Source organism: Paraburkholderia dinghuensis, assembly GCF_003837865.1.
In the GTDB taxonomy this organism is placed as follows: domain Bacteria; phylum Pseudomonadota; class Gammaproteobacteria; order Burkholderiales; family Burkholderiaceae; genus Paraburkholderia; species Paraburkholderia dinghuensis.
Window position 1 is genome coordinate 185,034 of sequence record NZ_RQIS01000007.1, and the last position, 25,323, is coordinate 210,356.

Below are 25,323 nucleotides of genomic sequence, written 5' to 3' on the forward strand. Positions count from 1 at the left end.
TTATGAAAGCGCTTTCATATAAGTTGTACCTAGAAGAAGCAATTCGTCAACGACAGGAGACAGTCAATGAAATATCGCTTTTCGGTGCTTGCTACCACTGCATTGCTTGGATTTGCTGCGGCGAGCGCCAACGCCAACACGACCTTGAAGGTCGCGGTTTTCCCGAAGCTCGATCAGGAAATCAAGGACGCGTTGCCTGCGTGGAAGAAGCTTCATCCGGACGTCGACGTCCAGGTGTCGGCGCTCGCGATCGGCGATCACCACAACGCCATGACGACCGCACTCGCAACCGGTTCCGATCTGCCGGACGTGATGGCCGTTGAAGTGGGTTTCATTGGCCGTTTTGCCGCTGGCGGCGGTCTCGAGAATCTTGCGAAGGCGCCCTATAACGCGGGCCAGTATAAGGATCAGTTCATCCACTACACGTTCGCGCAAGCGACGACGGAAGACGGCACGATCGTGGGCATGCCGGCTGACATTGGTCCGGGCACGCTCTTCTATCGCAAGGACATCCTCGACAAGGCCGGCGTGACCGAAGCGGATCTGACGCGTTCGTGGGACTCCTATCTGGCGGCTGGCCAGAAGATCAAGAAGGCCACGGGCGCCTATCTGCTGGCTTCGGCGCGCGACATCGAAGACATCTACATCCGCGCCGACCTCAAGGAAGGCGATGGCGTGTACTTCGACAAAAAGGGCAATCCGGTGGTCACCTCGCCGCGTTTCATCAAAGCCTTTGAGCTTGCGAAGAAGACGCGCGAACTGGGCCTCGACGCGAAGATCACGCCGTGGTCGAACGAATGGGCCGAGGGCTTCAAGCGCGGCAGCATTTCGACCCAGATGATGGGCGCCTGGCTCGGCGGCCACCTGTCGAGCTGGCTCGCACCGGACACGAAGGGACTGTGGCGCGCGACGAATCTGCCTAACGGTGCTTACGCTTCGTTCGGCGGCACGTTCTACTCGATTCCGACGAAGGCTACGCAGAAGGCGCTGTCGTGGGAATTCATCAAGTTCCTGACGACGCGTCAAGACATCCAGCTCGACTCGTTCCAGTCGATCGATGCCTTCCCGGCGCTCCTGTCCGCACAGAAGTCCGACTTCTTCGCACAGCCCGTGGCGTTCCTCGGTGGCGAAAAGGCTCGCGTGATCTGGCGCGATGCCGCTTCGCACATCCCGTCGATCCAGCGCAGCAAGTATGACCAGGTGGCCGAAGAAGCGGTCCACTCGGCGCTCGACAAGGTGGTCGACAACAACGAGGACATCCACACCGCGTTGCAGGAAGCCCAGGACGAGATCGCGCACCGCGTCCGCCGTTGAAGATAGCCGCGCACTAAGTGCATTTTCCGATGGGAAACTCGCGCGGCCGGCGTACCGAGCCGGCCGCGCCAGTCAGGTTGGAGTCGTAGATGAGTGACTTGATGTCCGAACCCGAAGCAAACGTGCTGCAGCCCGGCGAGGCGCTTCCATTGCCGGCCGTCGGCCGCCGCCGCCTGTTTGCGGATCCACAGAAAGTCGCGCCATATTTCTTTCTCGCGCCGTTCTTTCTGTTGTTTGCGACGTTTATCGCGTTTCCGCTTCTGTTTTCATTGTTCCTGTCGTTCCAGAGCTGGGACGCGACCTCGGGTCTCGCAGGCATGAAGTGGGTGGGCCTGTCGAACTTCACTTTCACGCTGACCGACCACTGGTTCTGGAAGTCGTTGTACAACACGGCATTCATGGCGATCACGTCGGGCTTGCCGCAGCATCTGATCGCACTGCCGCTGGCGTTCTTTCTGCAAACCTGTTTTCGCCGCTGGCGCAATCTGGTCGTCGGTCTGTATTTTCTGCCGTTCATCACTTCGAGCGTAGCGATCGCGCTGATTTTCTCGTCGCTGTACTCGACCGACTTCGGCATGATCAACCTTGCAATTGCCGAGATCGGGAAGCTGCCGGGGATGCACTGGATCGTACCCGAGCATCACATCGAATGGCTCTATAACGCGTCGAACGTGAAGCCCGCGGTTTCGGTCGTGATCTTCTGGCGCTATGTCGGCTGGAACACGGTGCTCTATCTTTCCGCGCTCCAGACGATTCCGGGCGAGCTCTACGAAGCCGCGAAGATCGATGGCGCGAACGGCTGGCAGCAATTCAGGCTCGTCATCCTGCCGCTGCTCAAGCCCATGATCTTCCTCGCCGTCACGCTGTCGATCATCGGCGGGCTGCAACTGTTCGAAGAGCCGTTCATCCTGCTGCCAAACGATGGCATGGGAACCGGCCAATCCGGGCTGACCACTGCGGTCTACATGTATCGCACGGCCTTTCACGACGGCGATTTCGGCACCGCGAGTTCGATCGCGTGGCTGTTGTTCGTGGCTATCACCGGGCTCATGTGGATCAACACGCGTATCTTCAATCGCGGCGGCATGAAGGAGGCCGGGAAATAATGAAACAGTCACGCAACCGGGCGCGTTATGTCGGCTATGCCATTGTGTCGGCGGGCGCCGTGCTGATGTTCTCGCCGTTCTACTTCATGTTCGTGTTCGCCACGCACAGCAGCTCCGAGATTTTCTCGATGCCGCCGCCGCTCTGGTTCGGCAATGCGTTTCTGGACAATATGGCGTCGCTGATGCGTCATATTCCGTTCTGGCGCAATCTGGGCTGGAGCTTGTATACGTCGGTGCTGCAGACGCTTCTGACCTTGCTGGTGACGTCCATGGCAGGTTATGCGTTTGCCATGTACGAATTCCGCTTCAAGAAGACGCTGTTTGCCGTGGCACTCACCGGCATGCTGGTGCCGCCGTTTCTCAGCATGATTCCGACGTTCATGACGATGGACCTGCTCGGCTGGATCAACCAGCCACGCGCACTGTACGTGCCGGGAGCGGCAGCCGCGCTTGGCGTCTTCCTGATGCGTCAGTACATCGCCAGTGCGATTCCGTCCGAGCTTGTCGAGGCAGCGCGTATCGATGGTTGCAGCGAGCTGCGCATCTACTGGACTGTCGTGCTGCCGCTGCTCGGTCCGGCACTGGGAACGCTGGGGCTGATCAGCTTCATTCAGGCGTGGAATAACTTCCTCTCCGCGCTCGTGGTGCTGCGTTCGCCCTCGATGTACACCTTGCCGCTCGCTTTGCGGATTCTCCAGAGTCCAACCAATTCCGACTGGGGCGCGGTGATGGCGGGTTCAGCGGTCGCGGTATTGCCGCTGCTGATCCTGTTCGCTTTCACCTCGCGCCGATTGATCGACGGGATGACGGCGGGTGCCGTGAAGGCCTGAAGCCGCTTACCTGAATTCATGCAGGTTATGCATCCAGTTAAACAACTTTGGACTACAAATTTAATGAAAAGCTACAAATTCAGTGACGACTTTGTTTGGGGTGTTGCCACGAGTTCTTATCAGATCGAAGGCGCCGCTCGCGACGATGGTCGTGGCCCCTCGATCTGGGATGCTTTTTGCAGGGTTCCCGGCAAGGTGGTGAACGGCGAAAACGGTGACGTGGCCTGCGACCACTATCATCGGCTCGAACAGGATCTCGACATGATGGCGGAGCTGGGCATCAAGGCTTACCGCTTCTCGATCGCCTGGCCGCGTGTTCAACCGGACGGCAAGGGCGCGTTCAATGAGAAGGGTCTCGCGTTCTACGAGCGTCTCGTCGACGGATTGCTCGAGCGCGGCATGCAGCCGTTCGCGACGCTGTATCACTGGGATCTTCCGCTTGCGTTGCAGGAGACCCAGCAAGGTTGGGAAAATCGCGACACAGCGTACCGTTTCGCGGATTACGCACGCAAGATCGGCAGCCTGTTGGGCGATCGGGTCGCTTCGATTGCCACGCATAATGAACCGTGGTGTACCGCGTGGCTCGGTAATGCCACCGGCTATTTCGCACCCGGCAACGCAAACCTGAAGAAGGCGGCAAATGTCGCGCACCACCTGCTGCTTTCTCACGGTCTCGCGTTGCAGGCGTTGCGCGCCGATGGCGTGAAGGCGCCGCTTGGAATCGTCCTCAACCAGTCGCCCGCGCACGGTGCGACGGATTCGCCTGAAGACCAGGCCGCCGCTTCGCTCGAGTATTCGAAGTTCGTGAGCTGGTACATGGATCCGATCTTCAAGGGTGAATATCCGGCAGAAGCCTTGAAGTGGTACGGGGAGAATGGCCCGCAAGGCGTGATTCGCGACGGTGACTTCGACATCATCGGCACGCCGATGGATTTCCTCGGGATCAACTACTACACCCGCATTTTTGCCAGCGCTTCGGGCGAGAAGCGGCCGCCGGGCGAACTCGGCTTCACGGACATGGACTGGGAAATCTATCCCCAAGGTCTGACTGAATTGCTGACCAGACTGAATGCCGACTACAAGCTGCCGCCGGTGTTCATTACGGAAAACGGCTGTGCTGCGAAGGATGTCCTGGAGAACGGTCGGGTTCGCGACAACGATCGCATCGACTTCTATGATCGCCATCTCGCCGCGCTCGATGAAGCTGCCAGTCAGGGCGTCAATGTGGCGGGATATTTCGCCTGGAGTCTGATGGATAACTTCGAGTGGGCGTCGGGATACGACAAGCGTTTCGGTATGGTGTACGTAGACTACGCGACCCAGCAACGCACGCCGAAAGATAGTGCTTTGTGGTACAGGGACGTCATCGCGAAGCACGTGGCTCAAGCAAACGCAGTGCAGGCGTGACCTGAGCGCCGGCCCGACGCGCAAGCGTCTGGCCGGCGCCACTGAAGATGGCCGTGGCGGCAGCCCGTACCGGGAACGGCGAAGAGAGTCTTGCGGGCTGCAGCAGAGGAACATGAGGAGAAGACAGAGATGGGCGAGCTTGTATTGCGCAATGTCGAAAAGACATATGGAGAGGGGCCGCGGGTGATACACGGCATCGATCTGCATGTGCCCGATGGTCAGTTCACGGCGTTCGTGGGTCCGTCGGGATGCGGAAAATCGACCATGCTGCGGATGATCGCCGGACTCGAATCGACGAGTGGGGGCGACATTCTCATCGACGGCGTGCGGGTCAACGATCTCCAGCCGAGAGATCGGGGAATTTCCATGGTGTTCCAGAACTACGCGCTCTATCCGCACATGACCGTAGCGGAAAACATGGGTTTCTCGCTGAAGCTGTCCGGAACCGGAAAGGCCGAGATCAAGCAGGCGGTGGGACGCGCGGCCGAAATTCTGCAGATCACGCATCTGCTCGATCGCAAGCCCAAGGCGCTCTCGGGCGGACAGCGGCAACGCGTGGCGATCGGCCGTGCCATCGTACGCAAGCCGCGCATCTTCCTGTTCGACGAGCCGCTGTCGAATCTCGACGCGTCGCTGCGTGTGCAGACGCGGATCGAACTGGCGAAGCTGCATCGCGAACTCGGCACGACGATGATCTACGTGACGCACGACCAGGTCGAAGCGATGACGCTTGGACAGAAGATCGTTGTCTTCAACAAGGGCGGCATCGAGCAGATTGGCGCGCCACTCGATCTTTATGCCAAGCCCGCGAACCTCTTCGTTGGCGGCTTTCTCGGCTCGCCGAAGATGAATCTGCTGCCGGCACGCCTGGTTTCTCAAAGCGATACGCAGACCGTCATCGAACTGGCCGAATGCCGCAAGTTCATCTCGCTGTGGGGACGGGCCGAGGGCAGTATCGGAACCGAATTGACCCTCGGTGTACGCCCCGAGCACATCGCCATCACACAGCCGGGGCAGGGTCTCGGCGCGACGGTTGACCTGATCGAGCATCTCGGCGACGTGTCGATTCTGCACGCCCGTTTGCCCGATTCGACCAGGACGGTTGCAGTGCGAGTCGACGGTCGTGCGCCGAATCTTGAAGTTGGACAGCAAATTGGACTTTCGCTCACTATCCCGGCGGTCACGCTGTTCGATTCAGAGGGTAAGGCCATCGCATTTGCGCACGAGGAGCAGCAGGCAGTGGCGGTGGGTTGAAAGCTGTTGGCAGTTCGCACGACATACTAAATCGGCAGCCTCGAATGCCGTCCGGTTCATATAACGAATAAATCAATTCTTGTGGGTGGAGATGAGCAATGGAAAAGAGGGTATCGAAGGCCGCGTTCAAAGCGCATGCGTGTGAGTTGTTCAGGCAGGTGGAAATGCTGGGGGAGAGCGTCGTGGTCACCGACCGCGGACATCCCACTGTCGAAATCCGCCCGTATCGAAGCAAACGTCGAGATCCGCTGCAAGTCGTGCGTGCATCGATCGTGCATTTCAACGCAAAGGGCGTTCCGGAGGGGCTGCCGGAGCCGCAGGAAGCCTTATGATCGCCGTCGATACACTCGCGCTGATCTACTGGCTGAGTGACGACAAGGCTCTAACGCCGGCTGCCCGCTCCGCCATGGACGATGAACAGAACGGCGGCGAGATGCTCGTTTCGACGATTAGCGTCCTCGAAGTCATCCGGTTCGTCGCTGACGGCCGTCTTGAGCTTTCCATGGATACCCGGACCTGGCTGTCGACCGTCGTATCGGTCGACTACGTGACGATGGTGCCTCCGGATCTTGAGATCGCTTTCAGGGCCGCCTCCCTTTCCCAGGATCTGTCTTGTGAGCAGAGGCTGATCGTTGCCACTGCCCGCACGTTCGGCACGAGGCTGGTTACGCCGGACGCCAGATTGCGCGCTCTAGCGCACGTGGAGACCGTCTGGTAATGGCCCTGGGGATACCCGCTGACTGGCGGTGTTGCGTATGAGAAAAAGGCCGGACGCCTTTGGGGGCTGATCCGGCCTTTTGCTTTCGCGACTGCTGCACGGCCATCCAGTACGGTCGGTCTGGTGCGAGCCGGTGCTGCTAGTGGGTGCGCCCACCTCCGAGGCCCGTGAGCTGGTTGTTGACCGACGTGACACCCGGAACACTGTGTGCCGCCTGGTCGGCCAGTTGCACCTGCCGGAGCTCCGGCAGCCGGCCGACGAGCGTCACATCGCCCCCCTGCGTCAATACAAACATGTGGGAAGTGGTGACGCCCGCGTTCCCCATGGCGCTGTAGATCTGATTGGCGAGACTGGTGTCGGCGTGTGCTGCGGGGACGATCGAGCATGAAATGGCCAGTGCGAGAGACGATGCAAAAGCAGTTTTCATATTTACCTCCTTATCGACAAATCGGGGCGCCGGAGCAATCCGGCACTCGTTCTTCCCGCGCAACCGGAAAGGCGGGTTCCGCGGAAGTCGATGCGCGCACAGGTTTGCATTTTGACCGCCCGGACAGGGACGGGAAAACGGCATCTGCGGCGGACAACGGGACCGCGCATCGAGCCGCTTGCTGTCTTTATAGAGGGATGTGGTTTTTAGGCAACGCGAGGATTTTTTTTCTTGTGCTCGTGCACGGGAGCATGCGGGCCATTCTCGCACAACCGCGAAATACCTGCGCGGCGCGGGACGAATCCTTTGGGAGTCGATGGCGATATGACCATTGAGTCATGGCTACAAGAGGCGCGCTACTGCATGATGAAAGCGCTTGCAAGAGTATTTCTTGGCAGCGTTTTCCCTGCCTCCGCCAAGAGCGTATGCATTTTTATAATTGTCTCGAAATGTGACGAGGACATTTCGTTGTTTAACTACAGAGCTGCGGTTGAGACACCAACAAGAATTGGGAACTCAAAAAAGCGGTGAGATCATTTGACAAAGGTTAGGAGGACGAATGAAGAAGAAGGTTCTAGCGATTTCGTTGTTCGCAATCGCAGCAGCAGCCCACGCGCAAAGCAGCGTGACGCTGTATGGCCGTATCGACAACGGTCTGAGCTACACGAACAACATCAACGGCAACGGCCACTCGTTTGGCATGGGCAGCGGCCTCTGGGGTCAGTCGTGGTGGGGCCTTACGGGCGCTGAAGACCTCGGCGGCGGCACCAAGACGATTTTCCAGTTGGAAAGCGCAATTATCACGACCAACGGTTCGCTGGCGAACACGAGCTCTCTGTTCAATCGTCATGCGACGGTCGGTTTGAGCAACGACCGGTACGGTACGTTCAAGCTGGGTAACCTCGGCGACGGCGAAATCACGCAGGATACCTGGGGTGCCGACCCGCAGGAAATGCAGGCGTACTCGATCTTCTCGATGGTGCGCGGCCGTAACTGGGCGAAGACGACGAGCGCAGCCGAATATTCGTCGCCGACGTGGTCGGGCTTCAGCTTCAAGGCTCAATACTCGCTGCTCGGCAGCACGGGCGGCTGGAACGTCGGTACGGGCGTCAACACGGCCGGCGTCTCGGCTGGCGGCCGCACCAACGGTATCGGCGCGTACTACACGTTCGGCATGGGCGACGTTCGCGTGATTTACGACGAAGTGCGTGACATCAACGGCCAGTTCAGCAACGTCTTCTCGACGTCGCGCATGGCGATGGTTGGCGGCACGCTGACCTTCGGTCCGGTGCGTGCGTACTACGGCTATGAACACCTGAGCGCACCGCAGGCGGCACAAAACACGGCGACGTTCAACCCGACCACTCTGGCACCTGGCGCCTCGGCACCGACTGCCGTGGATTACGGCTGGATCGGTGCAAACTGGCAAGTCAACGCAGCTACGGCTGTGACGGCTGGTATCTACCACTCGAACGTGAACCACGGCAACGGCAACGGTACGCTGTTCACGCTGGGCAGCACCTACAACCTGTCGAAGCGTACGTTCCTGTACGTGGAAACTGGCTATGCCAAGAACAGCTCGACGGCCAACTTCTCGGTCAGCGGCAACCCGAGCGTCGGCGAAGGTGGCGGCAACCCGAATTTCGGCCAGGGCCAGTTCGGTGCAATCGCCGGTATCTTCACCCAGTTCTGATCACGTTTGACGTGGTCGAAAGTGTGATTCTCCAGAGACTCCAGGTAGTACCCGTTTGACTCTTCAGTTGAAGAGGCCGGTGTGTCAAGTTCCTCCACCCAGGCACACCGGCTCTTTTTTCGTCGTGCTTCCGACGCTGTCACAAACGTGTTTTATGTAGTTAAATAGCTTTTCCCCGCTTGTCAGTTGCTCATCACGTTGCGCCAGCAACAAATTTCCCAAACGAAACCCATCGCTTGACGAACAGGTGCCTTGCTGCATATTTTCGGTGCTGCGCGTCGCTCGCATCGTGCTCGGCATTCGCGCGGTCAGGCTTTCGCGCGGCCCACGGGGCTTTTCGTTTCGCGTCATAGGGCGCGAGATCATTTTCATTGCGGAGCCTCGCGATCTGCCATTTTGAATCCGCATTCGTAATCGGTCGGCGAGGTCAGGCGTGACCGGACGGCAGCTGAGGGTCGATATGTACCCACCCGCAACAACATGGTCGAGCCGGAGCGTGTCGAGGCGATTACTCAAAGCGCGAACAAATTTGCGCCTGGGCGCATAGCTGGAAGGGGCCGCCAGCGTAACCTGCAACGAGAAATCGGAAAATAAAGCACGGTTAGCGCACGAATCCCGGCAGCCGAAGTATTCAGCTATCCAGCGACGAGCGCATCATCAGTTTGGCAGGAGTCTTTAACTTCGTTACTCTTGAGTCGGATCGACGTGATGATGGCGATTTTGTATTACCTTCAGCCCTCACTGCAGTCTCTTTGCCACTGACACAAAAGGAACGTCATGAACCTCCAATACCGTCTTTCGTCAAAGGCTCTGCTTCTCGCCGGCTTGTCCGCGCTAATGCTGTCTCCTGCCTTCGCGCAGGCCGGCGACAAGTTCATTCTGTCTAGCCCCGACATCGCTGCGGGCGGCAAGATTGCCGATAAGTTCGTGCTGAAAGGATTCGACTGTAAGGGCGAAAATGTGTCGCCGGCCCTGGTGTGGACGGGTGTGCCGGCAGGTACAAAATCATTCGCGCTACAGGTCTACGATCCGGATGCGCCCACAGGCAGCGGCTTCTGGCACTGGACGGTCTACAACATTCCCGCGACCGTGACGCACCTGCCGCAGGCGGCCGGCAATTCGGCGTCCGGCCTTCCGGCTGGTGCCAATGGCGGTATGAACGACTACCAGGACACGGGCACGACGGGTGGCAATGGCAACTACGGCGGCCCCTGCCCGCCGGTGGGCGACAAGCCGCATCGTTATGTCTTTACGTTGTTTGCGCTCGCCGTGAGCGATCTGTACGCGGCAGCCGGTATTCCGAAGACCGGTACCGCCGCGCTACACGGTTTCGCCCTGAACAAGGGGCTGGGTGACAAGCTGCTGGGTAAAGCGTCCTTTACAGCGTACTACGGCCGGTAATGGCTGGCCGGAGACTGATGGACCGCTGGACCGTACTCGCGACGTGTCCAGCTGCTGCGTGGGCACGCGGTGGCTGGACCTGGGACGGTTGCCACATTTAGCCCTGGAAATTCGCCAATCGTGGCCTTGTTTTTTTAGCTATCCCGTCAACTCGCCGCATTTATCCCCTCGACAATTAATCCCGAATCTATTTCTGGAGACGCGTTGTGGTCCGGACGAGTTTTAAAAATGTGCTGCTTCGAGTTTCATATCAAGCCCCCGCTTTCCCTGAGACTGCCACTCCCAGACGAACGGTGCGTTGTGCGCGTTAATTCCTTGATTATCTCTTCGGACTCGTCGCGTAGCAGTCGTTCGTCTAGACGTCGGGAGCGTCCGGTTCGGGGTGCCTGTTACCCGTTGTTCAGAGCACACGCCGAACGGCGGAATCTGCGTCGCGATTTCGCGACACCTGGCACATATTTTTGCGCTTATGCCACTGGCTATCCGCTTTCTATGCGCCCGATTTCTCGCGTAGTGGGGAAAACACGCGTGGGCGCGCGCCGAATGCGTTCAATGGTTGGGCGGTTCCTTGACGGTTCCTTGACGGTTCCTTGACGGTTCCATAAGGCAACGACAGGGATCTGACCACATTGCCGTGGCTACCAATCGCGCGCCTACTCCATGACGAGATCGATTGCAAGCTAGTGATTCAGCCGCGTTTTCCCTGCCCCGCACCGTTTGGTTTACATTCTTATAATCGAATCCGGTCAAAAATAAGCGCGGCTTTGGACGAATTGCGCGAGGAAATCGAGCGGGCCTGCCGCTCGCTAGCGCAAATGGACACGTTGACGCGACAGAATACGGCACTTCCCTGGTGCCGTTTTTCGCATGCGATTTTTTCGTAGTAGATGGTGTACACACCGGGTGTAGCGCACCGGCTCGTTGGTGGGTCAGCAATAAGACAGTAACAACAGGAGAAACTGCATGAAGGCTATTCAAGTGTTCAAGCTGGCCGCAGCCACGGCTCTTGTGGCTGCTTCGTTTCAGGTCTATGCGCAGGGTGATGCGGCATCCGCTGCTCCCGCGGCTAGCGGTCCGACTGCGGCTGCGCAGCATCAGGTCAACCAGTCTCAGGCGCAACTGAAGCAGGCCAAGGCGGCCAACCGCGCGCTCAGCCGCAAGGTTCGCGGCGTCCTCGCCAAGGACAAGACGATTGACGTAGCGAAGATCACCGTGCGTGCGCGTGACGGCGCCGTGGAACTGCAGGGCTCGGTGCCCGAGCAGGCGCAAATCGAGCACGCCACGGAAGTCGCCAAGGGCGTGCAAGGCGTAACGTCGGTCAAGAACTCGCTGACGATCCGTCCGAACCAGTCCTGAGCGTCGTCCGGCGCGCGGGTGTTGCGCCCGTCGGGGCGTTGACGCCGACGTCGGGCGAAGTGCCCCGGGATTATCCTGAAGACCGCACCTGCAGTTCCATTCGTGGACTGCAGGTGCGGTTTTTTTCTTGCAAGCCGAATTCGGTGCAATGGAGTCTCGATCCGTTTGCGTCGCCAACGAGTCGACTCGCAACGAGCATCGTCGCTAGCGTGGAGTCCGCGGCTTCCTGTAGCGATCCCGCCCATTTCGCGGATTTCGCAGTGCTGGACAGCGCCACTGCAATCTCGATGTCATTGGTTGCCGACGTCCGGTGCGCGAGGTCTATAGCGCAGCAGATGATCGGTTCCAGATTCAGACAGCCAGACCTCGCCCAGTCGACCCATCATCTGGCGAACGTTTGAATGCGGGCGTGGAAGGGCAAATACGTCGAACCGGTCCGCTCGTGGATCGAAACGCACAAGCGCGTTGGCGCCCCAGTCACTGAGCCAGACGATGTCACGGTCGTCGACGAAGATCGCGTATGGATGGGGGGCCTGGCCCGGCAGTCGCCATTCGCGCCATTGATGCGTCGCCGTGTCGAACATGCCGACTTTCCCCGCGTTCCACTCGCTGACCCAGACGCGCCCCTTCGAATCGGACCATACACGGCGTGCGCCTTGATCGGGCGTCGGTGGCTCGATGACCTGAACCGCACCGCTCGCGGAATCGATGCGGCCGAGATAGCTGCCAGCCAGGGAGGCGAAGTACAGGCTGCCGTCGGGGGTGACGCAGATGCCGTAAGGTCCGGGGCCGCGCGGTGCATCGAAAACGCGCATTCTGGCGGTCGCCGGGTCGAGTTCACCATAGATACCGCTTTGCCCGGTAAACCAGAGATGTCCGCGCTTGTCGAAGACCGCCGTATTCAGATTGGTGCCCGAGCGGTCTTTCGGCAACGCGAAACGCGTGACGGCGAGTGTTTTCGCGTCGACGCGAACGAGTGCGTTCTGGCCGCCGTCCGTGATCCATGCTGCGTGGTCAGGTCCGACGATCACGCCGTGCGGCGCCGCTCCGTCGCCGAGGGGGATCAAGTCGATCTTGCCACTGCGCGGGTCCAGTCGCCCGACTGCGCCACGTGCCTGTGCGGTGAACCATACGTTGCCGTCTGGCGCCGGAGCGACGTCGTGCGGTGCGCTGCCGGTGGGCACGGCGAACGAATCGAACGACGGCGATTGCGCCTGCGCCTGCGCGGAGCAGATGACGAGCATGGCACTCATCATTGCCGCCACGATTCGTCCTCTCGCTATCTCCAGCATGTCCGCCTCCGTCTTCCAGGATGCGTTTCAAAGCGTGCGACGGGTTAATTGTTGCACTTATCTCGACTCAAAGCCGTGTGCGGCCATCAAGCGTCATAGGGGGCGCGTTACGCGTTTTCCACGTTCACCCGTCCCGGCTCAAGTCTGGCCTGAAACAGGCGCATTGTTCGTCGCGGTGTGGAAAGCAAAACACAGCCAGGGCGGCGTCTCGACATTCACGTTGCATTACTTTCCCTTGCCCGTTGACGGCCACCCAAACGCTGGCCGACACCGTCAAGGTGTCGACCCGCTACGACGTTATCGAGACGCTACCTTCAAACGCGTCACGTGCGCGTAATCGAAGCCCCACCATCGACCAGCGAAGCCGTACCGGTCACGAACGACGAATCGTCGGACGCGAGATACAGCGCCGCGCGTGCGAGTTCTTCCGGCTTCGCGACGCGCTTGAGCGCGTGGAGTCCCGTCACGAATGCCTGCGATTCGGCGGTGTTATTCATACCGCGATACATGTCGGTGTCCACTGCACCCGGAAGGATGGCATTCACGCGCACACCTTGCGGCCCGAATTCGGCAGCGAGCGCTTGTGTCAGTCCGATCAGACCGGACTTGCTGGCGGCATAGGCAGCCGTTTGCGGAAACGCGAACGAATAGCCGACGAAGGTCGAAGTGAAGATGATCGATCCGCCACCGTGCTTGATCATTTCGGGAATCTGATGCTTGGCGCCGAGAAACGCGCTCGTCAGGTTGGTGGCTAGCGTAGCTGACCAGCCCGATTCCGAGACCTCCGTGGACGGGCCCATTTCACCGAGCGTCCCCGCATTGTTATAGGCGATGTCGAGACGGCCGAAGCGCTCGACCGCGAGTGCAACCAGCGCTTTCGCGAAGTCTTCGGATTGCACGTCCCCCGCAAGTGACACGGCCGTGCCACCTTCACGGGTAATTTCGGTCACGAGTGAATCGAGTTCGGATTCGCGGCGCGCAGCCACGACGACCCTGGCACCCTCGGCAGCGAATAACTTCGCAGCGGCACGGCCAATACCTGCGCTGGCACCCGTCACGATGGCGACTTTTCCTGTCAAGCGTTGCATGTCTATCTCCAGCTTCAGTTGTGGACCGATGCCCAATGCCCCGGCTCCGTGAACCTGACTATAGGGTTTCCAATCTGCTCGAAAAAGACGATCTGAATGGCGGTATCATTCAGCTTTTATGAAGGATCGGAGCTCGATATGGACCGCCTGCGTGCATTCGAAGTCTTCGTTACTGTGGTTAGCCGGGGCAGCTTTGCGCGCGCGGCCGATGCGCTCGAAACGTCGCCCGCCAACATCACGCGCTATGTCAATGAACTCGAGGCGCATCTAGGCACGCGGCTGCTTAATCGCACCTCACGCAAGCTGTCTCTCACCGAAGGCGGCGAGACCCTTTATTCGCGCTGCAAGACGATTCTCGAAGACGTCGCCGAAACGGAAGGGCTGGTGTCGACAACGTCGATCGAACCACGCGGACGGCTGCGCATCAATGCGCCAGTCAGTTTCGGCGTCCGGCATCTCGCGCCGTTGTGGCCGCAGTTCATGCAGCGATATCCCGATGTCGAACTCGACATTGCGCTCATCGACCGCGTCGTCGACATCGTGGAGGAGGGCTTCGATCTGGCCATTCGTATCTCGCGCGCGGGTACGGCTGACCATGCAGCCCGCAAACTGGCGACGTCGAAAAATTTCCTGTGCGCTTCTCCAGACTATCTGGATGCCTGGGGACATCCGGAATCACCGGCCGACCTGATCAGACATCGATGCATCGGATACACGTACGCTGCGACGGCAGACAAATGGCAATTGACGGACAGCCACGGCAAGGTGCGCGCTGTCGAGGTCAACTGTCACATGCACACGAATAATGGTGATACAGCGCGAGCGGCGGCGCTCGCTGGGCACGGCGTGATCTGGCAACCCACGTTTCTGATCGGAGACGACCTGCGCGCCGGCAGACTCGTTCGGGTGTTGCCTGAATACCGCTTGCCGGATATCGATGTGCTCGCACTATATCCGAGCCGTCGTCACGTGAGTGCGAAGGTGCGCGCGGCCATCGATTTTCTGGTCAATGCGTTTGCTGGCGTGCCGCCCTGGGACAGGGCGTGAAAGGGGGAAGCCGGCGCGTCTCGCGCGCCGGTTAGCACCGATCCGGCGCCAGGGTGATCACGCCACGCTAGCCACGCCAGCCACACTCGACGAGTGCGTCACACGGGGCGACCGATCCATCGCGCGACGCGTTTCTGATAAGCGCGGTACGGTTCCCCGAAGCGTTGGTCAAGCGCCTGTTCCTCCGGAATGATCTGCACGGCGGTGATGAGGATCACGAATAGCGGCGGAATGATCCATGGACTCGCGCTGCCGAGCCAGATTGCCCAGCCGGTCAGGAGCAACGCCATGCCCAGATAAATCGGGTTGCGGCTAATACGAAAAACCCCGTCTGTCACGAGAGATGAGGCCTTGCCCGGGTCCATCGGAGAGGTGGTGGTATGCGCCTGATGCATACGCACGACAGCGGCCACGCCTATCGCGACCCCGATGGCTGCCACAACGCTGCCAGACTGATTCCATGGACGGGCGACCCATACAGCGAGCGGAAACCGGCGGTGCAGAACCCACATGATGACGGCCGCCGCCAGCATCAGGACGGGTGGCGGAATGCGAGGCTTCATGGATGAGATCCCCTGGACAATGTGAGTGTGTGTAGCGCCGATAGTGGAATGAAATAGCGGAATGAATATACGCGATGCGCGTCGCATTGCGTTTATTCCCGGGAACATCGCTTGCTCGCCGCCAACGACTTTGCGCGACAAGTCATGAGCCGACGCCGGAAATGCGTCGACGCGTGGCAGTAAATGTGTGAGCAATCCGGAACTCCGGCAAACTGTAGCGTGTGCGAAGTCCAACGCAAGCGCTGGAGCGAGGAGAAAAGCCATGACGAGGCGGACCCTGGCAGGCAGCAACCACCCGGCACCGGCCGATGCAAAGTGCGTGGGTGCGTGCGACCCCGCAGAACGTTTTGACATCGTGGTGATGCTGCGCCGCCAGAACGGCGCCGGCTTCCGCGATCTGGTCGAGCGGCTCGAGTCAGGCGACGCGTCGGCACAGCCGGTGTCGCGCGAAGAATTCGAACACCGCTTCGGCGCTTCTGCCGCCGATGTCCAGTGCGTCGAGCGATTCGCCGCGTCGCATGGACTCACGGTCGTGAACACGGACCCGGCCGCGCGGCGCGTCGTGCTCTCCGGCACGGTGGAGCAGTACAACACTGCGTTCGGCGTCGAACTGCAGCACTTCGAGCATCAGGTGGGCAACGCCACGCATCACTTCCACCAGCCGGGCCATCCCGTGCATCTGCCCGACGACGTCCACGAAATCGTCACGGCCGTGCTTGGCTTCGATAATCGGGCGAAGGCGCGTCCGCACTTTCGCACCAACCCGACAATCCGTCCGCCCATTCGCGCTGCGCGCGCCGTGAGCAATTCGTTCACGCCACTGCAGATCGCACAGCTCTATGGCTTCCCGTCCGGCGATGGCCGCGGGCAGTGCATCGCGCTCGTCGAACTGGGCGGCGGCTACAGCGAGACGGACCTGCAGGCGTATTTCAGCGCGCTTAGCGTGCCGTTTCCGATAGTGGAATCGGTGTCCGTCGATCAGGCGAAGAACGCCCCCACCGGCGATCCGAATGGTCCCGATGGCGAAGTCACGCTCGACGTCGAGATCGCGGGTGCGCTCGCGCCGGCGGCGCGAATCGCCGTGTATTTCGCGCCAAACAGCGAGGTGGGTTTCGTCGATGCCGTGAGCGCAGCGTTGCACGACAGCACACGCAATCCCTCGGTCATTTCGATCAGTTGGGGCGCGCCTGAATCGGCCTGGACACAGCAGACGCTCACTGCGCTCAACGACGTGCTGCAGACGGCCGTGGCGCTCGGCGTGACCGTGTGCGCTGCGTCCGGCGACAGCGGCTCATCGGATGGCGTCGGCGACGGCGCAGATCATGTGGACTTCCCTGCGTCGAGCCCTTACGCACTCGGCTGTGGCGGAACGCGCGTGACGGCGGCCAATGGCAAGATCGAGCGCGAGACGGTGTGGAGCAGCGCCAGCGACGGGGCAACGGGCGGCGGCGTAAGTGCGACCTTCACGCTGCCAGCCTGGCAGAAGGGCCTTTCGGTCGCGGGCAGCGACGGCAGCACAAGCGTGCTCGCGCGTCGCGGCGTCCCCGATGTGTCCGCGGATGCCGATCCTGCCACGGGCTATGTCGTGCGCATCGGCGGAAGCGATACGGTGGTGGGCGGCACGAGCGCGGTCGCGCCGCTGTGGGCTGCGCTGATCGCGCGCATCAATGCCACGCGCGGCAAACCCGTGGGCTTCGTGAATGCGTTGCTTTACGCACAGCCTGGTGCATTCAACGACATCACGAGCGGTAACAACGGCGATTATTCTGCCGCGCCCGGCTGGGACGCCTGCACGGGCCTCGGTACACCGGTGGGCGCCAAAGTGGCGGCGGTGTTCGCGTCGGCGTAGCATGAGGCGGCGTCGCGCGCGCGGACAACGGCGACAAGCGGAAGAATTCGAAAACGTCACACACTGCACGAGCAGGGAGACGATATGAACGATCAGGCTCGGTCCACGCAGGGCAACGGCCACGCATCCAGTGGAAACGGCAAACACCGCAGCCCCGCGGATCGCCCATGTTTCGATCCCACCGCATACGGCAACGGTCCGGACGACTTCGTCACCGACATGACCGAGAACGCCGCCATTACGCACCATGCGATGCAGATCGGACGCGAGGTGATCGCGTATACGGCGACGGCGGGGCATCTCGTGACCGTCGATCCGGGCAGCTCGCAACCCAATGCCAAGATCTTCTACGTGGCGTTCACGAAGGACGGCGTGCAGGCGCAGGATCGCCCCGTCACGTTCTTCTACAACGGCGGGCCAGGTTCGTCGTCGGTGTTCGTGCTGCTCGGCTCGTTTGCGCCGAAGCGCATCAAGACGTCGATGCCGGGCTTCACACCACCCGCGCCCTATACGCTCGAAGACAACCCGGACAGCCTGCTCGACAAGAGCGACCTCGTGTTCGTCAATCCGGTGGGCACAGGCTACTCGGCGGCGATCGCACCGCATCACAACCGCGAATTCTGGGGCGTCGATCAGGACGCGGACTCACTCAAGCAGTTCATCAAGCGCTATCTCACGGCGAACGATCGCTGGAATTCACCGAAGTTTCTTTTCGGAGAATCGTATGGCACGGCGCGCAGTTGCGTGCTCGCGTACCGGCTGCATGAGGATGGCGTCGATCTGAACGGCATCACGCTGCAATCGTCGATTCTCGACTACGCGCAAAGCGGCAATCCGGTGGGCGCGCTCCCGACCGCCGCAGCCGATGCGTGGTATCACGATCGCGTCGGCGTGAAGCCGAAGCCGAAAGACCTGCAGGTGTTCGCGGAGCAGGTAGCGCAATTCGCGCGCGCGGACTATCGCGAGGCGCTCGCGAAATTCCCCAATGCGAAGGACCCGGCGATCGCGGCCGCGCTCAGCACACTTTCGAAATACACGGGCATCGACACGCAGACGCTTTCGTCCTGGAACCTCGACATCGCCGCCTACGACAGCCGCGGCAATTCACTCTTTCTCACGACGCTGCTCAAGGACAAAGGCGTGGCGCTCGGTGCGTACGATGGCCGTGTGACGGCAATCGACACGGGTATTGCGGGAAAGATCGACCCGAACTCGGGTGGCAACGATCCGACCATGACCGCCGTGACGGGCGTCTATACGGCGATGTGGAACAGCTACCTGAACGAGCAGTTGAAATTCCGTTCGAATTCTTCGTTCACGGATCTCAACGACCAGGTATTCCATAACTGGAATTTCAGCCACATCGACCCGACGGGCGCCCAGAAGGGAATCGACGCGCAGGGCAATATCGTGCTTTACACGGCGGGCGATCTGGCTGCCGTGATGGCGCTGAACCCGGATCTGCGTGTGCTTTCGGCAAACGGCTACTACGACTTCGTGACGCCGTTCTATCAGACCGTGATCGATCTGCAGAAGATGCCGCTCGTCGATCAGAAGGTGCGCGACAACCTCAGTGCACGCTTCTACCCTTCGGGGCACATGGTCTATCTCGACAACGGCTCACGTACTGCCCTCAAGGCCGATCTGGCGAAGCTGTATCAGGGCGCGGTGAAGGACCGGCCAGCCGTCGCGCGCATTCGCGCCCTGCAGCGAATGAGCACGATGAGCACGATGCATCACTGACCAGCCGGCATTGCGTCCGGGTTATCGCGGTCCTGTGCCATGACCGCGAGGCACGCGCGCGCGTCGCCGCGGATGATTCGGGCGGAACACGCGATCATGAGATTTTTCTGGAGTCCGAAGTCTTCGACCAGAAAACCGCGTGCGCATGTGCGTCCTTGAGGGGACGGCTGCGACGGCACGCGATCGATCAAGGTTCCCGCATCGGTCGTATACGCCCAGATTTTTTTCCCTAGCGCGGCCGCAAAACCGATTTCGAATGCTGTCCCGGAATCGGGCTCGCCCGGGCCGCGAAAGTCATCGACGTTAGCCATCACGATGTCGGCGGAGCGGATTGCGTCGACGTTGGCTCGATAGATCCAGGCGGCCTTGTGTGGGCCGTCGAGATCGTCGGGTACTTCGGCGTCGAGCGGATAGACGCCTTCGAAACCGTATTCGGCGCAGATGGCGCGCAGGCGATCTCCGAACGCGCGGGCATCGAGGCGGAACACGTCGAAGCCCGCGAGGTAGACGCGCGGCGGGCGGGGAACTGGGGCGTTGGACATGGCGGTTTCCTGGATTCTTGTTATGTGGTGAGGGGCGATTGCGCGATTCTAGCCACGTTGTGAATAACGGCAAGCGGTTCAATGAAATCGGAGGCTGCGCCGCGCAATGAGGAACGCAATCGTTCGCCAGGGACAATGGTCAGCGCCGGAGCCAAAGCATGCGATGATCGCGTCCAGACCAGCGCCGAAAGGGCAAAGCGGGCCACAGTGAGGCCACAGCGGCGATCGTTGCGGCACACGCATGAAACACCGCAATCGATGAGCCGGGCGCACAAACGAACGGGAGGGGACATGGACGGATCGGGGAGCACGGTGGTGATCGTCGGAACAGGACACGCGGGCGGCAACGCCGCGGCGCTGTTACGGCAATACGGTTTCGACGGACGGGTCGTGCTGATCGGCGCCGAGCCGGTGCCGCCGTATCATCGTCCGCCGCTCAGCAAGGCTTACCTGTTGGGCGAGGCCGATATCGAGCGCCTCTGGCTGAAGCCGCGCGCGTTCTACGACGACAACCGCATCGAACTGAAGCTTGGCGCTGCAGTCCGCTCACTCGACTGCGCGTCCCACACGCTCGCGCTCGCCGATGGCAGCCACCTGCAGTACGACAAGCTGATTCTTGCGACCGGTTCGACGCCGCGCGTGCTTTCCATCCCCGGGCACGACCTGGAAGGGGTGGTGGCGCTGCGCTCGCTCGCCGATGCCGACGTGCTGCGCGCGCGCCTGCAGCCCGGCGAACGGCTGGTTGTGATCGGCGCGGGCTATATCGGCCTCGAAGCGGCAGCGTCCGCGCGCAAGCTCGGCCATGAGGTCACGGTGCTCGAAGCCGCGCCGCGCGTGCTCGGGCGTGTGACGAGCGAAACCGTCTCGGCGTTCTACGCGCACGAGCATCGCGCGAAGGGTGTCGATCTGCGCCTCGACGCGAAAATCGAGTCGTTTGTGGGCGAGGGCGGCACGTTGAGCGGCGTGAAGCTGGCGTCGGGCGAGGTCGTGCCGGCGGGGCTCGCGCTCGTCGGCGTCGGCGTCGTCCCGAACGTGACGCTGGCGCTCGAGGCCGGCATCGCCTGCGCAAACGGCGTGCAGGTCGACGACGATGCCCGGGCGTCCGACCCCGATGTGTTCGCGATCGGCGACTGCTCGAACCGGCCGCTCGCGCACTATGGCCGCACGGCGCGCCTCGAAAGCGTGCACAACGCGGTGGAGCAGGCGAAGCTCGCGGCGGCGGCCATCGCGGGCAAGCCGCGTCCCGTCTGCGATGCACCGTGGTTCTGGTCCGATCAATACGATCTGAAACTGCAGACGGTCGGCCTGCTGGAGGGCTACGACGAGGCCGTCGTGCGTGGCGATCCGGCGGCGCGGCGCTTCGCGGTCTGGTATCTGAAGGACCGGTCGCTGCTCGCCATCGACGCCGTCAATTCGATGCCCGACTTCCTCTGCGGCAAAAAGCTCGTGGGGTCCGGAGCGAAACTCGATGTCGATGCGCTGCACGATCCCGCGATCGACCTCGGCAAGTTTGCGGCGGCCGCGCTGACCTGACGCGCTGCATATCTCACAATCTCTTGATGTGCGTAGCCGTGCGCCTTCGCACGGCGGACTATTATCGTTGGCGGCGCCGCTCCGTATACGGGTTCGCGGCGCAAGCCCGACGCGGCAAGTCAGCGTCGGTACGCCCATAGATGAGACGAGTCCCGCACGATGAACACGACCGACCGGCGTCTGACCGCTACGCCTGCCCCGTCGCGCAATGCATTACGCGAGCGCACACTGCCCGGCCATGAGGCGAATCCGTCCGCCCGTCCCGACGTGCCAGCGCTGCTGGGCCGGGAGGGCGTGCGTTACGACTTCAACTACGGCTGCCGCGTGCAGGTGCCGGTGGCGGGCTGGCGGGTCCGGATGCGCGACCTCGACACGAACAACGTCATCTCGCTCGATACGTTCGAAGCGGGCGAAATTGCTTCGAGCCGCCGCAAATACTTCGTGCGCTTCCAGTTCGACGTGTTCGATGGCGCGCGCGTCGTGTTTTCTCACGCGTTCGATGCGACATGGCGGCGCGTGCTGATCGAGGTCGGTTCGGGCGCGTTGGGCGATGCCATTGCGTGGATGCCGGCGATCGAGGCGTTCCGGCAACAGCACGAATGCCAGGTGACCGTGCAACTGAGGCCGGGGTTGCGTCCGCTTTTCGAGGACGCCTATCCGGCGCTGCAGTTCGTGGACGGCCTACCCGGCGAGATCGAGGCCGAAGGCGAGCCGTTCTACGCGTCGTACCGGCTCGACCGCTACCTGCCGTACACGGACCGCGACCATCAGCCGACCGATGCGCGCGTGAGCAACCAGCAGGACTTTGCTTCGTACATGCTGGGCGTTCCCGCGATCGAGCGGCGCCCGAATATCGTCGTGGCCAACCGGGAGCGCACAATCCGCGAGCGTTATGTGTGTATTGGCACGCAGGCGTCTGCGCAATGCAAATACTGGAACAACGCGGGTGGCTGGCCGGCGCTGATCGCGCTTTTGAGGGCGTGTGGATACCGCGTGCTGTGTATCGACCGTGACCGCGAACACGGCCTGGCGGGCGCGCTGAACACGATCCCGGAAGGCGCCGAGGACTTCACCGGCGATCGGCCGCTAACGGAGCGGGCCAGTCTGCTTGCGCACGCTGACTTCTTCATTGGGGTCGCAGGCGGTCTGTCCTGGCTTGCATGGGCAGTCAGGACACCGGTCGTGCTGATCAGCGGCCATTCGCATCCGAAGGCCGAGTTTCATACGCCGTGGCGGGTGATCAATTTTCGCGTGTGCAATAGCTGCTACAACGACACGACGGTCGAATTCGACAGCAGCGACTTCGCCTGGTGCCCGCGCCATGCGGGCGATGACCGGCGATTTGAGTGCACCTCGGCGATTACGCCAGAGCAGGTTATGGGGGTGATCGGGCCGCTTATTTCCTCGGGTGGGCAGTAAGGGGCGACGATCGGCCGCGGCTCCGGCCTGAGCGCCAACGCGGCTGCGCGGTGCGCACTCGCTGGCATTTTGGGGGTTTCGTAGATTTCTGCCGGAGCCGGGTAATATGCTCGGTGCCAGGCAGTGGCTGCGTTTCCGTAATGACGATCGGTTACACTCCGACCTCCGGTATGCCAGTCGCATGGAGTCTGAAAAGAGCTGATTCGCCGGGCTGCCCGCCGCTTGATGTGATGCCCCTCTCGGCCAAGGAATGTGCCAGACAAAGGTAAGGTCACTGCTACCTTCCTTATCGTGACCACGTAATTGGCCACGGCGATTGAACCGGAATTGAAGGTGGATTTTCCGGTCTTCACAAGAAGTTCCAGAACATGATTCAAGCCGTCCTGTACACCTCGATTCTTCCCATCCTGTTGATCGCCGTATCGAGCAATCTCGACAACATCGGGGTAGGGACCTCATACGGCTTCCGGAAGATCCACATCCCCATCACCTCCAACGTCCTGATCGCGGCGGTTACTGCCACCGGGACCTTTCTGTCTATTCTTCTCGGGCAAAGCGTTTACCGTTTCATAAACCTGCGGATGGACACCTTGCTCGGTGGCGGCGTCATTGTCCTGGCGGGGCTCTGGGTCATCTACCAGGAAAAGTTCATGCACTGCGTCCGGGAGCGTCGGGAAGCAGACCTCGTCACGAAAACGGCGCGCTCCACATACGGTGTTCACCATATCGCGGAGATTCTCAACAATCCTGTTGTCGCCGACTGGGACTTCTCGGGCCATATCGACTCGAAAGAGGCGCTTGCGTTAGCCCTCGGTCTAACGATCAACAATATTCCCAATGGCGCCGGTGCCGGGATGTTGGGCCTGAATATCTACGCGATGACCGCGGTAGTTTTTGTCGTCAGCATTATCACCATCTCGTTCGGCACTTACCTCGGTAAATTGGGCGTGCATCGCGTGGGGAAATCGGCTGGCGTGCTCGCTGGCGTCCTCCTTGTTTGCGTGGGTTTCTATGAGATCTTCTTTTGAAGTTTCATCGATTGCGTGCTGACCGGAATCACACGAGTCACGCACGTTCTATTGCGAGCAAACGTACTTAACTACCGCCTCGCGCACCCAACAGCAGGATCCAAATAGCAGGCGTACGTTCGGTTATCTTCGATCATCCTATGTCCCCGCCGCGATCGCCTCTTCGATAACCGCCAGGGCATCCAGCATCTGGGCGGGCGTGACGGTGAGCGGCGGTGTAAGCGTCAGCACGTTGCCCATTGTCGTCTTGAACGACAGGCCGCGGTCGAGCGCGCGATACAACACGGCCTCGGCCAGTTCGTTATCAGGTGTTTTGTCCGCGCGGCTTTTCACGAGTTCGATGCCAAGCAGCAGCCCGCACCCACGCACGTCGCCAATCGCGCCCAGCCGGCGCTTCATCTCATCCAGACGTTCGAGCGCGAGTGCGCCCACGCGCGCCGCATTCTCCACGAGACCTTCGTCCTCGATGATCTGGATCGTCGTGAGCGCAGCGCGCGTCGTAACCGGATTCTTTTCATGCGTGTAGTGACCAAACGCCCAGTCGCCGGCCACGTCCAGATCCGGGCGCGCGATGCACGCGGCAATGGGGAGAATTCCGCCGCCCAGCGCTTTACCCATCACCAGTATGTCTGGTGCGACGCCGTCATGATCACACGCGAACATTTTCCCTGTCTTCCCGAGTCCGGTCGGAATCTCGTCGAAGACCAGCAGTGCACCGTGGCGACGGCATATCTCCTGCAGGCGCCGCCAATAGCCCGGCGGCGGCAGGTAGGGGACGCAGCGCGCGGGCTCGGCGATCACAGCGGCGACGTCGCCCTCGCGCGCGAGCACGTAGTCCACCATGTTTGCGCACGCCATGTTGCATGCTTCGAGCTTGGGCGCGCCGTGCTCGTCGCAGGCGTGCCCGTATGGGCACCGATAACACGCAAATGGCGCGACGTGCTGCGCGCCCGCGACGAGCGGCGCGGCCGGCCCCGCGCGAAACAGGGCTTCTCCCGACAACGCCGATGCGCCGGTTCCCGCACCGTGGAAAGCGTCCCAGAAAGACAGCGTCTTGAAGCGTCCGGTCGCTGCGCGCGCGAGTTTGATCGCGACTTCGATCGCATCGGAGCCTCCAGTCGTCAGGAGTACTTTCGATAAATCGGCAGGCGAGATCGACGCGAGTTTTTCCGCGAGTTCCACCGCGGTCTCGCAGGCGTATCGGCGCGGTGCGAACGGCAGTGCGTCCATCTGCGCCGCAATGGCCTGCTTGAGGCGCGGATGACCGTAGCCAATGTGGTGAGCGTTATTGCCGTGAAAATCCATGTATCGGCGTCCCTGGACGTCCTCGATCCAGATGCCTTCGGCCTTGGCGATTGCATTCAGGCACGGAGTGGACACGGACTGGTGGACGAACGCCGCGGAATCGCGCGCGAGGAGCGCGCGAGCGTTTGCGTCGAGTGCGCGCTCTTGCCACACGCGACGACGGTCAGTGAGATTCGTGTCGCTCTCCGATTGAGCAACATTGCTGGCGGGTAGGGCGCGGGTACTCATGAGCGTACCGTCTCACGGGGGGCGATGCAGGGGTTGGCTGTCGCTGAGAAGGCCGCATGCATTGGGAGGTCCTCTGCAAACGTGATCTCATTGAAATGCGTCGGACGGGTCATCTCCGATTTCTCCAGAACGCTCAATTCGTGCGTGGGGTTCTTCGGAGGCACACTTTACGTGTTGCAA

Annotated in this window: 23 protein-coding genes; 16 read left to right on the top strand and 7 right to left on the bottom strand. The window is 61.1% G+C overall.

The annotated features are described in order from the left end of the window. The first annotated feature begins 66 nt into the window (after positions 1-66). From D1Y85_RS11685 to D1Y85_RS11715, 7 genes are all read left to right on the top strand, one after another. Positions 67-1,314: an ABC transporter substrate-binding protein gene (locus D1Y85_RS11685; protein WP_124151212.1), complete on the top strand. Its 1,248-nt coding sequence runs from the start codon at positions 67-69 to the stop codon at positions 1,312-1,314. Between the two features lie 89 nt (positions 1,315-1,403). Continuing rightward, a complete protein-coding gene (locus tag D1Y85_RS11690) occupies positions 1,404-2,420 on the top strand; it encodes a carbohydrate ABC transporter permease (RefSeq protein WP_124151213.1) in 1,017 nt (338 codons plus the stop codon). Beyond that, positions 2,420-3,250: a carbohydrate ABC transporter permease gene (locus D1Y85_RS11695; protein WP_124151214.1), complete on the top strand. Its 831-nt coding sequence runs from the start codon at positions 2,420-2,422 to the stop codon at positions 3,248-3,250. The genes D1Y85_RS11690 and D1Y85_RS11695 overlap by 1 nt, the downstream gene beginning before the upstream one ends. A gap of 63 nt (positions 3,251-3,313) precedes the next feature. After that, the gene (locus D1Y85_RS11700; RefSeq protein WP_124151215.1) at positions 3,314-4,657 is read left to right on the top strand and encodes a GH1 family beta-glucosidase; all 1,344 of its coding nucleotides are present in this window, start codon (positions 3,314-3,316) and stop codon (positions 4,655-4,657) included. 129 nt (positions 4,658-4,786) lie between these two features. Continuing rightward, positions 4,787-5,911, top strand: a complete 1,125-nt coding sequence (locus tag D1Y85_RS11705; RefSeq protein WP_124151216.1) for an ABC transporter ATP-binding protein — start codon at positions 4,787-4,789, stop codon at positions 5,909-5,911. Between the two features lie 98 nt (positions 5,912-6,009). Beyond that, complete coding sequence (locus D1Y85_RS11710) at positions 6,010-6,243, top strand: type II toxin-antitoxin system Phd/YefM family antitoxin (protein WP_124151217.1); 234 nt, start codon at positions 6,010-6,012, stop codon at positions 6,241-6,243. Continuing rightward, complete coding sequence (locus tag D1Y85_RS11715; RefSeq protein ID WP_124151218.1) at positions 6,240-6,629, top strand: type II toxin-antitoxin system VapC family toxin; 390 nt, start codon at positions 6,240-6,242, stop codon at positions 6,627-6,629. Before D1Y85_RS11710 ends, D1Y85_RS11715 begins: the two co-directional genes overlap by 4 nt. Before the next feature lie 139 nt (positions 6,630-6,768). Here D1Y85_RS11715 and D1Y85_RS11720 read toward each other — a convergent pair whose 3' ends face one another. Next, on the bottom strand, positions 6,769-7,056 hold the full coding sequence (locus D1Y85_RS11720; protein ID WP_185218959.1) for a BON domain-containing protein: 288 nt from the start codon (positions 7,054-7,056) through the stop codon (positions 6,769-6,771). 559 nt (positions 7,057-7,615) lie between these two features. Between D1Y85_RS11720 and D1Y85_RS11725 the strand changes: the two genes are divergently transcribed. Further along, complete coding sequence (locus D1Y85_RS11725) at positions 7,616-8,749, top strand: porin (protein ID WP_124151220.1); 1,134 nt, start codon at positions 7,616-7,618, stop codon at positions 8,747-8,749. An 84-nt stretch (positions 8,750-8,833) separates the two neighbouring features. Here D1Y85_RS11725 and D1Y85_RS11730 read toward each other — a convergent pair whose 3' ends face one another. Then, positions 8,834-9,121 (bottom strand): hypothetical protein, encoded by a 288-nt coding sequence (locus D1Y85_RS11730; protein ID WP_124151221.1) that lies wholly within the window; start codon positions 9,119-9,121, stop codon positions 8,834-8,836. Between the two features lie 405 nt (positions 9,122-9,526). On the opposite strand from D1Y85_RS11730, the gene D1Y85_RS11735 reads away from it, so the two are divergent. Together D1Y85_RS11735 and D1Y85_RS11740 are read left to right on the top strand one after the other, a co-directional pair. Beyond that, positions 9,527-10,150 (top strand): YbhB/YbcL family Raf kinase inhibitor-like protein, encoded by a 624-nt coding sequence (locus tag D1Y85_RS11735; RefSeq protein ID WP_281278276.1) that lies wholly within the window; start codon positions 9,527-9,529, stop codon positions 10,148-10,150. Positions 10,151-11,113: 963 nt separating this feature from the next. After that, positions 11,114-11,506 carry a BON domain-containing protein gene (locus D1Y85_RS11740; protein WP_124151222.1) on the top strand — a complete coding sequence of 131 codons (393 nt, stop codon included), beginning with the start codon at positions 11,114-11,116 and terminating at the stop codon, positions 11,504-11,506. Between the two features lie 290 nt (positions 11,507-11,796). Here D1Y85_RS11740 and D1Y85_RS11745 read toward each other — a convergent pair whose 3' ends face one another. Together D1Y85_RS11745 and D1Y85_RS11750 are read right to left on the bottom strand one after the other, a co-directional pair. Beyond that, positions 11,797-12,762 (bottom strand): Vgb family protein, encoded by a 966-nt coding sequence (locus D1Y85_RS11745; RefSeq protein ID WP_124151330.1) that lies wholly within the window; start codon positions 12,760-12,762, stop codon positions 11,797-11,799. Positions 12,763-13,121: 359 nt separating this feature from the next. Continuing rightward, positions 13,122-13,886 (bottom strand): SDR family oxidoreductase, encoded by a 765-nt coding sequence (locus D1Y85_RS11750; protein WP_124151223.1) that lies wholly within the window; start codon positions 13,884-13,886, stop codon positions 13,122-13,124. Between the two features lie 138 nt (positions 13,887-14,024). Here D1Y85_RS11750 and D1Y85_RS11755 point away from each other — a divergent pair, with 138 nt between their 5' ends. Next, positions 14,025-14,933, top strand: coding sequence for a LysR family transcriptional regulator (locus D1Y85_RS11755; protein WP_124151224.1), 909 nt, complete (start codon positions 14,025-14,027; stop codon positions 14,931-14,933). Positions 14,934-15,031: 98 nt separating this feature from the next. On the opposite strand, the gene D1Y85_RS27010 is transcribed toward D1Y85_RS11755, so the two are convergent. Then, complete coding sequence (locus tag D1Y85_RS27010; protein ID WP_185218960.1) at positions 15,032-15,496, bottom strand: methyltransferase family protein; 465 nt, start codon at positions 15,494-15,496, stop codon at positions 15,032-15,034. A 262-nt stretch (positions 15,497-15,758) separates the two neighbouring features. Between D1Y85_RS27010 and D1Y85_RS11765 the strand changes: the two genes are divergently transcribed. Further along, complete coding sequence (locus tag D1Y85_RS11765) at positions 15,759-17,345, top strand: S53 family peptidase (protein WP_124151226.1); 1,587 nt, start codon at positions 15,759-15,761, stop codon at positions 17,343-17,345. Positions 17,346-17,429: 84 nt separating this feature from the next. Continuing rightward, entirely contained in the window at positions 17,430-19,088 is a 1,659-nt protein-coding gene (locus D1Y85_RS11770) for a S10 family peptidase (RefSeq protein ID WP_124151227.1), read from the top strand. Here D1Y85_RS11770 and D1Y85_RS11775 read toward each other — a convergent pair. Then, positions 19,082-19,630, bottom strand: a complete 549-nt coding sequence (locus tag D1Y85_RS11775; protein ID WP_124151228.1) for a nucleoside 2-deoxyribosyltransferase — start codon at positions 19,628-19,630, stop codon at positions 19,082-19,084. The two genes, D1Y85_RS11770 and D1Y85_RS11775, sit on opposite strands and share 7 nt — an antisense overlap. Before the next feature lie 291 nt (positions 19,631-19,921). Between D1Y85_RS11775 and D1Y85_RS11780 the strand changes: the two genes are divergently transcribed. From D1Y85_RS11780 to ytaF, 3 genes are all read left to right on the top strand, one after another. After that, positions 19,922-21,163: an NAD(P)/FAD-dependent oxidoreductase gene (locus D1Y85_RS11780; protein WP_221410281.1), complete on the top strand. Its 1,242-nt coding sequence runs from the start codon at positions 19,922-19,924 to the stop codon at positions 21,161-21,163. A gap of 159 nt (positions 21,164-21,322) precedes the next feature. After that, a complete protein-coding gene (locus tag D1Y85_RS11785) occupies positions 21,323-22,582 on the top strand; it encodes an autotransporter strand-loop-strand O-heptosyltransferase (protein WP_124151230.1) in 1,260 nt (419 codons plus the stop codon). A 368-nt stretch (positions 22,583-22,950) separates the two neighbouring features. Then, positions 22,951-23,610: a sporulation membrane protein YtaF gene (gene ytaF / locus D1Y85_RS11790; RefSeq protein ID WP_124151231.1), complete on the top strand. Its 660-nt coding sequence runs from the start codon at positions 22,951-22,953 to the stop codon at positions 23,608-23,610. Between the two features lie 138 nt (positions 23,611-23,748). On the opposite strand, the gene pbfA is transcribed toward ytaF, so the two are convergent. Beyond that, positions 23,749-25,143 (bottom strand): (R)-1-hydroxy-2-aminoethylphosphonate ammonia-lyase, encoded by a 1,395-nt coding sequence (pbfA, locus tag D1Y85_RS11795; RefSeq protein WP_124151232.1) that lies wholly within the window; start codon positions 25,141-25,143, stop codon positions 23,749-23,751. Between the last annotated feature and the right edge of the window lie 180 nt (positions 25,144-25,323).